Annotated in this window: 1 protein-coding gene; it reads right to left on the bottom strand. The window is 58.1% G+C overall.

Features of this window, described 5'->3' with window-relative positions; all coding sequences use genetic code 11:
• Positions 1 to 55: 55 nt before the first annotated feature.
• Positions 56 to 16,138, bottom strand: a complete 16,083-nt coding sequence (locus ACO064_RS06120; protein ID WP_421826509.1) for a beta strand repeat-containing protein — start codon at positions 16,136 to 16,138, stop codon at positions 56 to 58.
• Between the last annotated feature and the right edge of the window lie 439 nt (positions 16,139 to 16,577).

Consider the following 16,577-nt stretch of genomic DNA (forward strand, 5'->3'; position numbering starts at 1 on the left):
CTACCTGCGTTCATTCTTGTATTTCTCATGATTCGCTCCAAGTTTCTCATCATGCTTACGGAAGTTGCTCTACGATGATAAATGATGGTGTATTCAAAACATTACTTGGGTGCTGAATCATGATGTTGTAAATAATATGCGTATCGTTTTGCTGGCCCTGGAAGATGGTCTTGCCGTTCAAATTAACATCCCCACTGAAATAACCATTTAGAATGAATGACGGAATGTTAAAGAGGTTGGCCGGCGCACTGAGCGGCTCCGTAGTGATCTGGACAAACACTTCCATTGGATCATTCAACTGACTTTGGTAAATGGTTGCGTTGTCCACATTGGCATTACCACCCCACAGCGCATACTTGCCTGGTGCCCATGATATATCCCGGCGTTCCTTGTTCCCGTAGAGGTTGACAATGTTCGGATCGCTGGTATCGTGCCAGATTTCAGCCGGAGTCAGGTTACGGAAATCGACCGTTACGTTCGAGCCGATTACATTCAGGCTACGCGTCGTCTGTGTCATCACACCCAGGTGGTTCCGGTGCCGAACGGCCACGTAATAATCACCCGGTGCAACGTGACTGATGTTCAGACAGGATGTTCCGTCGAGATCGACAATCGTACCATTTCGCAACACCAGTGCCGAGCGGGTGTATTTAACAATCGACGGCGTGGTCTTATCGCGGAATTCGACGAACACCCAGTCAACCACCGAATTCTCTCCCCGATTGGCAAACGTAACCGCCGGGTTGGTGATCGTTTCGTTGAATGGATCCAGTGCCGGGATCGAACCGAGACCACCCGGATAGAAGGTTCCGATATAGGGTATAACCCGGTACGGATCGTTCACAGGAATGATTCCCAGTGCCCGCAGATCATCGCGCATAAGTGGTATGATGTTCCCGCCTGTCGACGCTGTACTGCTTACCGGATTCGTCGGCCAGACCCCATCGTCATCCACCAAAGCGCCCTGTAGGTAGACGTATGGCGTGAAGCAGAAATTACAGTTTCCGATGGTGAGGCTAACCGCCTGACTGATCGTACAGCCGTTCGCATCACCCACCGTTACCGTGTAGCTGCCAGCCGATAAGGCCGTCAGATTCGCCACGACTCCGGAAGCGCTGGTTACCGTGGTGGTATAGGGGGCCATTCCGCCACTGGTTTGAACGATCGCAAGGCTACCACTGGTCAGCGAAGTACAGGTCGGCTGACCGTATTGGACGTTGATCTCCAGACCCGCAGGTTGAGAGATGATCCACGTTTGAACGGCAACACACGAGTTCGACGTTGTGCGGGTTACCAGATACGTACCACCCGGCAGGTTCAGCGTCAGCGGTACATTCCCCGCAGTCTGTCCTACGATGGTATTCGAACCGGCAATCCGGACGACATATTGATCAGTAGCAACACCGGGAGCAGGAACATAACTAAGGGTACCACTGCCATCGGCGCACAGGGCATTCGTTTTCGACCAGCCCGCAATGGCCGTGCTTCCTGTCGTATTGATGAGCACATTCGTTTTGGCAACGGAACAACCGTTGGCATCCTGCACCGTCACCGAATAAGCGCCCGCAGGCAGATTCGGGAAGGTTGGGGTTCTGCTGGTGGTCGAGAGTGTGATGTAGCCGTTGACCGTGTAAAGGAACGGTGCTGTACCGCCGGTCACATTCAGCGCAATCGAACCGTTAGCCGCTCCACAACCCGTTACATCAGTCGGTGTTGCCGATACCTGCATTACTGCCGTGTCATTGTGAGGAATCGTTACTTCCACCAGAGTCCGGCAAACACTGGTTCCTGCCGATACACTAAAAATGTAATTTCCGGCAGGCAGGCTACCAATCAGAACCGAACCGGCACCCGCGGCATTCTGCGATCCGGTAGCGGCACCCGTCCAGGTCACCTTGTAAGGAGTTGAACCACCTGAAAGGGTCAGAATCACACTTCCATTCGATGCGGTACAACTCGCACCGGTCGTTATGGCCACCGTGGCAATTGGGCCGCCGATCTCATTTACATGAACTACGTCAACATATTTGCAGCCGTTATACACGCCACTCTGGGTGGTGACTGTCGCCGTTACGCTGTAGGTTCCGGACGCCAGCCCCGTGATGGTCTGCGAATTCTGTCCGTTGCTCCACTCGTACGTTACAAATGAACCCGCCGGAGCACCCAGTAAGGTAGCCGTTGCTGTGCCGTTTGAGACGCCACATTCTGAATCCAGAACCGACTTGTTGAACGTCAGAACCGGACAGACCTGCGGACAGGGTGGCACGGTAATCAGAACACTGCTCACACCGGTACAGCTATTGATGTCGGTGACCCTAACCGTGTATTGACCCGCCGACAGCGTGTTCAGGTTCGAAACGACCTGATTCTGGCTATTAAAGACAGTCACGGTATAAGGTCCCGTTCCGCCACTGATTTGAACCACCCGGATTTTGCCGTCCTGGTTGCTACCTCCGCCCGGCGCACAGGTTTCACCCGTGTACTGGACGTTGAAGTCGATGCCATCCGGTGCCGTAATGGTAAGGGATTGATACGAACTGATGCAATTGTTATCGCGCCGTTCGATGACATACGTGCCACGCGAAACCGCAACGGCAGCCGTAGTATTACCCGGTACGGTGGCAATCAGCGTGGTGCCGCCCAGGAGAACCCGGTAGGTAACCGTAGCCGCCTGACCACCCGCGAAGGTGAGCGTTCCACTGTTGTCGGGACAAAGCGCGCTCTGCGGTGTCCAGCCTGTCACTGACGGACCACCGGTGGTACCGATGGTGGCCGTAACCGTGGTCGAACAACCATTGGCCGCAGTCACGCCAACCGTATAATACCCGGCCGGTAGATTCGGAATCGACAATGAAGTCGAAGCCTGGGTGGCATATGCTAACCCGTTCAGGGTGTAGGTATAGTTCGGCGTACCGCCGGTCACCGTCACCGCAATCGAGCCATTGCTCGCGCCACAACTACCGGCACTGGTTGGCGTGGCCGTCAGGGTGATATCCGCCGAAGTAGACACCGGCACCGTGACGTTTATGACGCCCTGGCAGTTCGAACCGGTTCCCGTCACCACGAAGGTGTAACTACCCGGTGCCAGGTTCGAAATCAGTACTGACGATGGGTTCGGAGCCGCCTGGGTTCCGCTAACCGGGCCAGTCCAGCTTACTTTATAAGGTGCCGTACCGGCGGTCAGACTCAGAGACACCATACCCGTATTGACCGAGCAACGCGAGGGAGCGATGGCCAGAACGGATGGAATTGGGCCGCCCATTTCGTTAACATTAACAGTACCGACATACTCACATCCGATCGAAGTGCCGTTCGGCGTACCGGTTACCGTAGCGGTTACGCTGTAGATACCCGTACTCAGGCCAACTGCCGTGGGGCCGTTCTGGCCGTTGCTCCAGAGGTAGTTCACTGCACTGCCTGCTGGCAAACCGCCCAGAGAAGCAACCGCTGTGCCGTCATTGGCACCACAATTGGCATCGACAACCACCGTATTGAGCGGCAGTACCGGACAGATTCGCTGACAATCCGGAATGGTGATGAGCAATTGCTGGATACCGGCGCAGTTGTTGACATCCCGCACCTCAATGATGTAGTTGCCAGCGGTCAAACCATTGGTAGCCGTACTGCTGCTGACCATGGTGTTGTTATTGTCCAGAATCCGAATCGAGTACGGTGCTTTTCCACCTTCGATCTGGATGATCTGGATACTGCCATCGTTCTGAGCCACTCCGTTAGGTCCACAGGTCGCAGCTTTGTACTGAACATTGAAGTCCAGACCCGTCGGCGCATTGATGATTAAATTTTGAACGGATGTACACAAATCCGCCGTACTCGTTCGGATGACGGCATAAGACCCGGCACTCAGCACCAGCGTCGTTGCCGTAGCACCGCTGACGGTGGCGATGGTTCCGCCGTTCACCACACTTACCACACGGTAAGATGTCGTGCCGGGTTGTCCACCGGCAAACACCAGCGAGCCAATATCACTCGGACAAGTGGCACTGTTCGCGGTCCAGCCCGCTACCGGTGGTGCGCTCGTATCCCCGATCAATACCGAAACTTCGTTAGCGGCACAACCGTCAGCACTGCGAACACCGACCACATACGAGCCCGCGATGAGGTTGCTCAGGGTGAAGGTCGGCAGCGATGACGTACCAATTACTTGTCCATTGAGTAGATACGTGAACGGTGCGGTTACGCCCGGCTGCAGAGCAACTGCGTACTGGATGCTACCCGTTGGGGACCCGCAGGCGGTGGCATTCGTTGGCGTTGCTGTGACGGAAATCCGTGCGGCATCGTCCCGTGGAATATGAACCGGCACATAACCGGCACAGGTAGCCCCATTAACGGTGCTCGTGATGCGGAAGACGTAATCACCAGCCGCCAGACCGCTCACCGTCTGGTTGCCCAGATTACCTGCCAGCAGCGAACCGCTAACCGGACCGGCGTAGCTGATCACAAAGGGAGCAGTTCCGCTTTGAATGGTGAGGGTCACCTGTCCGTTGGTATTACCCGGACAAGTCGCAGGCAGAACGGCTCCTTTGATGGCAACCGGGCCACCGATTTCATTGACGTTGACCGTATCGACAATGGCACAACCGTTCAGGTATCCACTCCCCTGCACATTGGTCACCGTGGCGGTTACCGAATACACGCCGGCTACCAATCCCGTAATCTGTGGTCCACTGGCGCCGTTGCTCCAGTTATACCCAACGGTTGCACCGCCGGGCAATCCACCGACCAGTGCCTGAGCACGACCATCGTTGGCACCGCAATTGGCATCGACAACCGCCGTACTGAGCGGGAAGTTACACGGTGGCGGGCTGCAACTGCGCACGACAATGGTCGCCGTGGCCGTCGAACTACCGCAACCGGTTACGGCCGACGTATACAGAATCCGGAAGGTTCCGGCCTGAGAAACAATCCCGTTGAACACTGACCCTACCAGCGCACTGCTGCTGGTCAGTTCAGTAAAGGTTCCGCCTGCCGGGAATCGCGTGGCGAGGTCAAAAATTTCATTGTTACAGATTGACAACACAACGCTGCTGGCAGCTACCGGAGCGGGCGTTACGGTTACCGAAACCGGCGTCACAGCGGTTTTACTACAGCCGTTGGCATCGGTAATGACAACCGTGTAGCTGCCACTGTGGGCTGCCGTTGCAGAAACGATATTCACCGTTGGAACCGTTGTCGTTGTGCTAAAATTAGGCCCGCTCCATACGTACGTAACCGGTGTAGTTGCTCCGGAGGCTGTTGCGGTCAGGCTAATGGTTCCACCCACACAAGCCACCGGCGAAATTGCTCCAACAGCCAGGGTCAGATTACAAGGCGGTGCACAAGTTGGGGCGCTTACCTGCGTCACCTGGGTCAGCGAACATACGCTGCTGATGGCGGTGATGGTCACTCCGCTACCCAGTGGTATGTTCGAGATTCGACCCGCCACCAGCGTATAGTTGCCCACATTCGAGGTCACGACAACACCTGTGCCCGCCGTGTAATTCACCGTGTAGGTGCTGCCGTTTCCGTCGCACACCGGGCCACTGATGCTCACCAGCGGACCGCTGTCCGTACAGGTGCTCGTACACGTCGGTGCGGTAATCACCCGAGTCTGAATACAACTTCCATTTGTAGCAATCACCGTTACATTGCTACCAACCACACCCGTCACCAAACCGGTGAGCGGATTGAAGCTGCCACCAATAGCAGTCAGGCTTGATCCCGCACTGGCTGTTACACTCGCCACGTAGGTCGTACCATTGAGACACACCGGTGTTCCGGCCGAGATCGCCACCGTACAGGTGGTACAGGTAGCACCTGTTACAATCGTCTCACTGCTCACGCCACAACCTGCAGTAGCCGTTATAACTACCGCCGTGTTCAGCGGAATATTGTTAATTGTATTCGTAACCAAGTCGATTGTGCCCGCGCTGGCTGTTACACTCGCTCCGTTGCTCACGACAAAGGTCAGTGAGCTTAAGCCCGTTACCGTGTTACAAACTGGTCCGGTCAACGTCAGCACTGGATCCACACAGATTGGGCAATTGGTCGGTGCCACCAGCGTAGCCTGACCGATGGCCAGACAGCCGTTGCTGTCGGTGATCGTCAAGCTGTAGGTGCCCGCCACCACGGCACTCAAACTGCTTGTCGTCATGCCATTGCTCCAACGGTAGCTGTAGACACCCGAACCGCCACTGATGCTCGTCAGCGTGATGTCCCCCGTCGTGCTGCCACAAGCAATCGTCGTCGGTGACAGGTTTGCCAGAATCGACGCTGGCTGAACGATCGTCTTCACATCACCCGCCTTGCAGCCGTTGCCGTCCGTCACCACCACACTGTAAACACCCGCCGACAAACCGCTCAGGCTGGCCGTCGTCGCGCCGTTACTCCACAGGTAGCTGTAGACACCCGAGCCGCCACTGGCCAGAGCCAACGCCGTACCCGTCGCACTGCCGTTGCACAGCACCGCCGTCGTGCTTATTACCACACTCGGACCCGCCTGGTCACTCAGCGTCACATTCTGCACGAATGAACAACTGTTGGCATCCGTCACCGTTACACTGTAGGTACCCGCCACCAGGCCACTGATGCTGGCCGTCGTCGCACCGGTATTCCAAAGATATTGATAGCCGCTGCTGCCGCTGGCCGTCATCGTCGCACTGCCCGATGCCTGGCTACAGGCCGATGGCGTACTCGACATCACACCCGTCAGACTACCCGGAATCGTGCCGATGGTCACCTGGGTGATGTCCAGACACCCTTTCGAGTCGGTCACCGTCACGCTGTACACACCCGACACCACACCCACCAGGCTGCTGCCCGTTGTGCCGTTGCTCCACACGTAACTCAGCGGAGCCACGCCACCCGTTGCCGTCACACTCGCCGTACCCGTCGCACCCAGACAGATCGCTGCACTCGTCGAGACCTTCGTGAATTGCGGACCTTCCACATCGCCCAGCGTCACCACCGTGCTGCTGGCACATCCCGCCACGTCGGTTACCACCACCGTATAGGTACCGGCCACCAGATTCGTCACCCGGGCACTGGTAGCTCCGTTGCTCCACAGGTATGTATACGTTCCCGAGCCACCACTGGCCGTTACCGTGATCTCCCCGTTGGCTTTGCCACAGTTGGTCTCCGTTTGTACAATTGCCAGGGCCGGGGCTGCGGCTGTCGCCGTCACCGATACCACCTGGCTCGAACGGCATCCGTTCGCATCCGTCACTACCACCGTATAACTGCCCGTTGCCAGGTTGTTCAAATTCGTTACCACACCCGATGGACCCGTCACCGTCACCATCGTCGCACCCGTGCCCCCGCTGATGTTGCTCACCGTCAGGCTACCCGGTGCGCCACAAGCGCCCGGTGATACCGATACGTTGAAGTCGATGCCCAAAGGCAGAGCGATCGTCACCACCGTCGTGCTCACGCAACCCGCCAGAGAGGCACTCACTACGTAATTACCAGGAGCTACCGTGAAACTTGTGCCAGTGCTTACCAGTGTTCCCGAAGAAGTCAGCAGGCTGTAAACAACCCCGCCCTGCGGAGACACTACCGCGATCACGCCCGTGCCACCCACACAAAGCGGCTGAACCGTGCTCACCACCAGCGCCGGACCGTTGCTCGTCGGTACCGTCACCGAAGTCGTCGAAAGGCCGCAACCCGCGTTGCCAGCCACCGAAACCGTCACCGCGTAACTGCCACCGGCAAAACCGCTAAACGTCGCACTCGTGCCCGATACCACCGTCGACTGACCGCCCACCGTCACACTGTACGAGCTCACCCCCGCCAGCGCACTCCAGCTTACCGTCACACTGCCGTTGGTGCCCGTGCAGGAAGCCGGGCTCGCCGTCGCCAAAGGTGACAAGGACACCGACCCTTTCGGTGCGATGACAAAGTCTTCCACTGCCGTACAGCCCCTGGCGTCTCTCACCGTCACGCTGTACTGACCCGCCGACAGACCGCTCAGGCTCACCGGACCCGAAACCGCCACCACGCTGCCCGTCACCGGACCACTGTAGCTCACCGTCAAAGAACCCGTCCCGCTCACCGTCAGCAGGGCACTGCCGTTGGACACCGCACAATCCGTCGCACTCGTCGATGACACCACCAAAGACGCACTGCCCACATCGCTCAGCGACGTGATCGCACTGTAAGAACACACCTGACTGCCGTTGGTCACCGTCACGCTCACCGTATAACTTCCCGCGGCTAAACCGCTTACACTCATCACATTCGTGGCCACCACCGCATTGCTCACTACATTCCGCCAGCTCGTGGTGATCACACTGCCACCGGCGACCGTACCCGACAACATCGCCGTGATCGTGCCCGTGGCCTGACCGCACAACGGATTGACCGCGACCAGACTGATATCCCGGCTTTCGCAGGGCGGAATACAGTTGGTCGGCAACACCAGCGTGGCACTGCCCGTAGCGATACATCCTTTCGAATCCGTGATCGTCAGGCTGTACACACCGGCCACAACGCCCGACAGACTCGCCGTCGTCATGCCATTGCTCCACCGGTAGCTGTAGACACCCGAACCGCCACTGATGCCCGTCAGCGTGATGTCCCCCGTCGTACTGCCGCAAGCAATCGTCGTCGGGGACAACTCCGCCAGAATCGACGCCGGCTGGATCACCGTCACCCCGTCGCTGGCTTTACAGCCGTTGCCGTCCGTCACCACCACACTGTAAACACCCGCCGACAAACCGCTCAGGCTGGCCGTCGTCGCGCCGTTGCTCCACAGGTAGCTGTAGACACCCGAGCCGCCACTGGCCAGAGCCAACGCCGTACCCGTCGCACTGCCGTTGCACAGCACCGCCGTCGTGCTGGTCACCACACTCGGACCCGACACGTCATCGATGCTCACTGCAGCCGTGAAGGAACAACCGGCGGCATCCGTCACTTTTACACTATATATGCCCGAGACCAGACCACTGATGCTGGCCGTCGTCGCACCCGTATTCCAAAGATATTGATAGCCGCTGCTGCCGCTGGCCGTCATCGTCGCACTGCCCGATGCCTGGCTACAGGCCGATGGCGTACTCGACATCACACCCGTCAGACTACCCGGAATCGTGCCGATGGTCACCTGGGTGATGTCCAGACACCCTTTCGAGTCGGTCACCGTCACGCTGTACACACCCGACACCACACCCGACAGGCTGTTGCCCGTCGTGCCGGTGCTCCACACGTAGCTCAGCGGAGCCACGCCACCCGTTGCTGTTACACTGGCTGCGCCCGTCGCGCCCAGACAGACCGCCGGACTCGTCGACAGCACCGCCAGTTGCGGGGCTTCCACATTGCCGATCGAAACCACCGTGCTGCTGGTGCAACCGGCCAGATCCGACACCACCACCGTGTAGCTGCCCGCCAGCAGGCCCGTCACGTGACTGCCCGTCAGGCCGTTGCTCCACACATAACTGTACGTTCCCGTACCCCCGCTCGCCGTTACCGTCGCTTCACCGTTCGGCTGACCGCAATTCGCGTTGGTCGCCAATACATTCAGACCGAACGGCTGGCAACACACGGTAACCGTTACCGGGTTGGTCATGACCGCCGATGAGCTACAACCGCTGGCCGAGGTGACAATCACGGTATAGCTGCCGCTGTTGGTAGCCAGGGCACTATTGATCGTTACCATTGCCCCCGTGGCGGTAAAGCTGTTGGGTCCGCTCCAGGTATAGGTGTAGCTTCCGGTCGGGCTGGCACTTGCCGTCAGAATCAGACTACTTCCGACACAGATGGTATTGCTGTTTACTGAAACCGTTACAACCGGCAGGTTATTGACCGTCACCGTTGTCGAAGCCGTACCGGTACAGCCGTTGCCGCCGGTAATCGTTACGGAGTAAATACCGGCATTGGTAAGTTGAGCGTTCAGAATCGTTGCGCTTGGGCTGCTGGTAACCGTCGAGAAGTTAGGACCACTCCAGGCATAACTCGTACCGCCCGGCGTGGCATCAAGCGTTACCGTTTGACCCACGCAAACCGTCGATGGGGTTGCAGCCACTGTCGGCGTCGCGCCAACGGTCACACTGGTCGACTGAACCGCCGTACAACCGACAGCGTCCGTGACGACCACCGTATAGTTGCCGCTCAGGGTGGCTGTTGCCGTCAGGGTCTGGCCGGTTCCGGCGAATCCGCTGGGGCCGCTCCAGGCGTAGGTTAGCGGTGTCGTACCGCCCACACCCGTTGCGCTCAGGCTGATGGGTTGGCCCACGCAGACAATCGCTGGCGTTGCCGCTGCGGTCACCGTCAGGTTAGAGCCCGTGGTCAGAACTTTTATGCTGCTATAGGTACAACCCCGGCTATCGCCCATTGTAATGGTATAGCTACCGGCTGGCAAGCTTGTTACGCTGGCCTGAGTTGATACCACACCCGTTGGACCGGTGATGGTGTAAGAGTAAGGCGCGGTTCCGCCGGAAGGCTGAACCACCGTGAAGCTACCCGATGCCGGAGAAAGACAGGTCGGATTGCTGAACTGAACGTTGAAATCCAATCCGTCCGGCTGATTGACCGTAATCGTCGTTACAGAAACACAGGACGTTGAGGTTGTTCTGGTGATTAAGTAGGTTCCACCCGAAACCGAGTAAGACGTTGGCACATTGCCAAAATTCCGGCCAATTTCGGTTGCGGTTCCGGCAATCGTTACGATGTACTCGTCGGTAGCAATTCCACCAACCGCACCGTATTGAATGATCCCGGTATTTTGTGGGCAAAGGGCATCGGTTTTGGTCCACCCGGCTATAGCGGGTTGACCGGTCGGATTGATCAGGATGTTATTTTTCTGCACGACGCAACCATTGGCATCCATCACTTCCACCACATTGACACCCGCCGGTAAGCCCGATGCGGTGAAGGTCCGTGAAGCACTGGTACCTTTTACGTAGCCGTTCACACTATAGGTAAAAGGACCCGTTCCCCCCGAAACGACCACTTTGATGGAACCATCGGACGCTCCGCAACCACTGGTGTTGGTTGGGGTGATCGCCAGTGTAAAGCCGTTCGGCGTGCGGGTTGGAATCACGACATCGATGACGGATTTGCAACTCGTGGTGGCATCTGTTACCGTGAAGACGTAATTACCGGCTTTCAGGCCCGTGATGTTCACCAGACCCAGGTTGGAAGCAGGCTGCGTTCCGGTGGTGGCACCCGTCCAGGCAATCGTAAAGGGCCCGGTTCCGCTTTGGATATTGATGGCTGCGGAGCCGTTAGAAGCCGTACAACTGGCACCGGCAGTAGCCGATACACTGGCCACCGGACCGCCGATGTCGTTAACATTGACCGTATCCACGTACATACAACCCGCGTAGATGGTATTATCAGCAAACAGGCTGGCCGTCACCGAGTAGACGCCGGAGGTTAATCCGGACGCAACCGGTCCATTCTGGCTGTTGCTCCACTGGTAGGTTACCGTAGCACCGGCCGGTACGTTCAGCAGGCTGGCCGTTGCTTCTCCGTTGGTTTTTCCGCACAGGTTATCAATAACCGAGGTATTGAACGCCAACGGAGGACATTTAAGCTGACAGGGTGGTACGGTGACAAGCGCACCGTTGTTGCCGGTACAGCCGTTGGCATCCACCACCGAAACGAAGTAATTACCCGCAGTCAGATTGGTATGGCTGGCTCCTGCCAGCACCTGACCCTGGTTGTTGACAATCGATATGGTGTAAGGTTTCGTGCCGCCGTTGATCTGAACGATGTCCAGCGTACCGTCGCCGTTGCCGACGCCACCGGGTCCGCAGCTTTCTGCTACGTACTGAACATTGAAGTCGATACCAGCCGGTCCGGCAATGGTAAAGTTCTGGAAGGAGGTACAGGCCCCATTCTTGAGTTCGATGGTGTAGACACCCTGCGGCAGGCTAAAGACAACCGGTCCTGTGGCATTTTCCGGGGTCGTGCCAACTTGAGTGGTCCCCAACAAAATACGGTAGGTTCCCGCACCTGAGCCACCGGCGTAGGTGAGTGATCCCTGATCGAGGGCACAAAGCGCGCTTTGTGACGTCCAGCCCGTTACGGCGGGTGAGCCGGTTTCGTTGATAGTTACGATGCGTTCGGTTTGGCAGCCGTTGGCTCCGCTCGTGACGCCAACCCGGTAAACCCCGGCGGGGAGATTCGGAATGGATAAGGTATTGATAGCCACGGAGGTATACGCCGTTCCGTTGAGCGAGAAGGTATAGTTAGGACCACTGCCCGACGCCGTCAGGTTGATCGAACCATCCTGCGCTCCGCAACTGGAGGTGGGGTTCGGCGTAGCGGCCAGGGTGATGGAGCTGCTCGATGAAACCGGGATCGTGACGTCCAGTACGGTTTCGCACGACGAGTTGGCACTCGTGAACGTGAAGACGTAATTGCCCGCAGCCAGACCCGTGACCGGGAAAGACGAGATCGGAATCGAACCGGATACGGAGCGGGAACTGCTCACCGGACCTACCCAGGTGACGGCCAGGGGCGTCGTACCGGCGGTTACGTTGAATGTCACCGTGCCGGTATTGGCCGAACAGCTTGAAGGAACCACCGTCAGTTGCTCGACTTTCGGGCCACCCATTTCGTTGACATTGACGGTTTCGACATACGCGCAACCGGTAAAGGTTCCTGTCAGCACCGTGGCCGTAACTGAGTAGACACCCGACGACAAACCGGTGATGATGTTGCCAAAAGAACCGTTGCTCCATTCGTACGTAACATCGCTGTCGGCGAAGGTACCCAGCGTGGCTAATGCGTGGCCGTCGGAGGCTCCGCAATTGGCATCCACGACGTAGGTATCCATCGGAATAACCGGGCAAACCACTTTACAATCCGGAACGGTAACAAAGACGCTTTCAACGCCCGAGCAACCTTTCGAATCGAATACTTTGACGTTGTAGATTCCCGGTGCCAGGTTGGTGTACACGCCCGGCGAAACCGCAGCGATCACCTGATTCTGGGCGTTGGTAACCGTCGTTGAATACGGCCCGGTGCCGCCCGCAATCTGCACCACCGTGATCGTGCCGTCGTTGTTGGCCGTTCCACCCGGTCCGCAATTGACTTTGGTATATTCGACGTTGAAATTCAGTCCTTCCGGCACCGTGATGGTAACCGTGGTGAAGGAGGTACAGGCCGACGCCGTCGTGTTTCCTTCAATACTGTAGGTTCCCGCCGGTAGTGTCAGCGTCGTGGAAGTGGCTCCGCTGATGCCGGCCGTTGGGCCAACAATCGCACCCGAGCTTACTTCCCGAACCAGGAACGTGGCCGTTGGCTGACCACCGGCAAAGATCAACTGACCCTGATCGGATGGACAGGTCGGGTTGACCGGCGTCCAGCCCGCAATGACCGGGGCACCGGTTTCCGTGATCGTTACCGGAATTTCGGCGGAAGTACAACCACCCGCCGAACTTACGCTGACCATGTAGACGCCAGCCGCCAGACCCGTTACCGTGTAGGTCGGTAAAGCCGAGGTGCCGAGGGCAACCCCATTGAGCGAGAATGAATACGGTCCGGTTACGCCCACCGCCGGAGTAGCCGTGATGACGATGCTGCCCGAGAACGAACCGCAGGCCGTGGCATTGGTCGGCACGGCGGCAATGGTGATCTGATCGCTGTCGTCTTTCGGGATCGTAATCGCCAGGAAAGACGAACAGGCGGTATTGCTCGTGGCACTACTGATTTCAAAGCTGTAGGAACCGGGAGCCAGATTCGGAATTGTGGTCACACCCAGGGTGGCACCGGTCAGCGAGCCGGTGGCGGCTCCCGTCCAGGAAATCGTGAAAGGTCCCGTGCCGGTGGTGATGTCGATGGCGACGGCACCGTTGTTGCCCAGACAGTCGGCGGAGGTGATCAGGTCGATTTCGCCGATGGGTGCGCCAATGTCGTTGATGTTCACGCTATCGACTACCGTACAAACGCCGGTGGTCGTGGTGATGGTGGCCGTTACACTGTAGACGCCAGCCGCCAGCCCGGTGACGTTCGGGCCGGTTTTTCCGTTGCTCCAGGCAAAACCGGTCGTCGCTCCTGCCGGAAGTCCGCCGATGGAAACCGACGCGGTTCCGTCACTGTTGCCGCAGGTCGCATCGACTTTGCCCGCGCTAACGGGGTAATTACAGGCCAATGGCGTACAATCGCGCACGACGATGGTCACGAAAGCCTGATCGATCGGGCAACCGTTGCCACCGACCGCATACGCTACCGTGAACGAGCCGACACCCGATGCAATGCCGCTAAAGACCGTGCCGGTCATCGACCCGCTCAACACCGAGAAAGAACCCCCGGCGGGGAAGTAGGTCGCCAGGTCGGCGGTTTCGTTGTTACAGATGGACAAGGTTTTGTCTTCCCCCGCCGAAGGTGCCGCGTTGACGGTTACACTAACCGTTGCCGTGGCCGTACAGCTCTGGCCGTCGGTCACCGTCACGCTGTAGAGTCCCGAAGCGGCCGCCGTGACGGGCGAGATCGTCGGATTGGCCGTGTTGGCGGTAAATCCGTTCGGGCCGGTCCAGGCGTAGGAAACCGGGGTCGCCACCGGAGCCGTCGTGCTGTTTCCGGCCGTCACGGTCAGGTTCAGCATACCGCCGACGCAGGCGACGATGGGGTTTCCGGCGGTGGCCGTCAGCGAACAACAGTTGCTGACCAAGACCGGCACCGTGGCCGTTCCCGAACAGCCCGTTGCGTCCGTTACCAACACCAGATAGGTTCCGTTGTGAATCGCGGCCGCCGTAGCGGTTACGAGTGGCGTCGAACCCGAAGCGATAAACCCGTTGGGTCCCGTCCAGGCATAGGTCAATGGCGCCAAACCGCCCGTTGCCGAAGCCGACAGACTCAGTGGCTGACCGATGCAACCACTGCCCGCGGCTACCGAAGCCAGCACATTCAGACCCGGATTGACGACAATCGTACAGGTGATGGTGGTGGACGACGGACAGGAGGCCGGGGCGGCACTGACGCCCCAGACCTGAAACGTGATGGTTTGGGAAACCGGCCCGGTGTTGAACAACGCCTGACTGATATCGCCGGTGCCGGATTGGTTGTTGTCGAGTCGCAACCAGTGGACGACGGTGCCGGGAAGGTCACTGATGAAGCTAATGGCACCCGTCTGACCCGAACAGATGGTTTGGGAACAGACCGAGGGTGTGACCACCGGAACCGGATTGACGGTTACAATGGATGTAGCTGTATTGTTAGGACAACCAAATGAAGTGACCGAAGCGGTATAAGTGAAGGAGGTTGAGGCCGTAACCGATGGAAAATCCGTGACGTTGCCCAAACCGGTTACATTACCCGGCATTCGGGTCCAGACGGTTTGCTCGCCCGAGGGAACCGTGGTGTAGTTGATGGCGACCTGTTCGCCTGAGCAAATCGTGGCCGATGTGAGGCTCGGCGTGATGGTGATGGGCGGACACGCGCCCGCCAGTGTGTAGACCGTGAACGACCCCGGCACAATGGCCGCCGTGGTGGTGATGGAACCCGCCGTGACCTGAGGAGCCAGGCCGGTGAACGTACTCGCGCTGGTGTTCTGAATGAGCGAACCGGTGTCGTAGGCCGACGGAATGACGACCCATTTCGTGCCGTCCCAGCCGACGATGGTAAGTTTGCTGAAGTCCCCTCCTACCATCGCGGTGATGGGAGTGTTGGCATCCCAGGTGAGGGTGATGCGCGCGGGCGTGGTGCCGTCGATGTCCCAGTATTCAACGTTGTCGACTGTGCCGACATCCGTGGCTTTGGCGGTGGTGGGAAAAGCGAGACCTCCGCCGGGCAAAACGCCGTAGGCTCCGCCCATGAGGTTGCTGGTGGTGGCCAAACCGGGATCGACGCCGTAGTAAGCGGCCGTAGTCGGAGCCGCGAATGAGGAAGCCGAAACCGCAGCGGGGCGGTATTTATCGTTGTCACCGATGGGGAAGGTGAACGCACCGGTATTGTAGGTGCGGACGTAGCCATCCACAAAAGCGGTATTGCTCGCGTTGATCCAGGAGCCGTTGGGACCCACGAAGCTGTACATCCCGATGGCGGGTTGCCGCTCGGAGCCAATGATCCCGGCATTGATGGTGCCACTCCCGGTGACGAAGTTGTGCTGCGCATAAATAGCGTCCTCGCCCCCGGTATGCATGAATGTGCTGCCAAAACTGCCCGACTGAGCGTACACCTGTTGGCTAAGGACGGTAAACACAAACGTTATGAAAACCAACAACTTGTGCTTTCTGGTATAATTTCCCATCACCTTATCGCGATTTAATAACTTTATTGATTGACTACTGAATTATGGTACTTACTCCCCTCCCCCAAGCCCCGAAACATCGGCCCGGCCTGCAAGTGGACACTTTACCCCCATGCCTCGGTTTTGCTTCTAAGCCTCGGGTTTGATTCCCAAGCCTTGGTTTGCTCCCTAAGCCCTGGTTTGCTCCCTAAGCCCTGGTTTTGCCCCCAACCCCCTGAAGGGGGCTTAAAAAAACCGGATGCAGAAGCCCCCTTCAGGGGGTTGGGGGCAAAACCAGGGCTTGGGGGCGAATCCTGACCTTGGGACAAACAGTGGTATTGCTGGAAATCAAAAGAACGTTGCGCCTTCGTACCAGTTGGAAGGCTGAAGTTTCAGAATAACGGACTATGCG

This window comes from Larkinella sp., assembly GCF_965227735.1.
Classification (GTDB): Bacteria; Bacteroidota; Bacteroidia; order Cytophagales; family Spirosomataceae; genus Larkinella.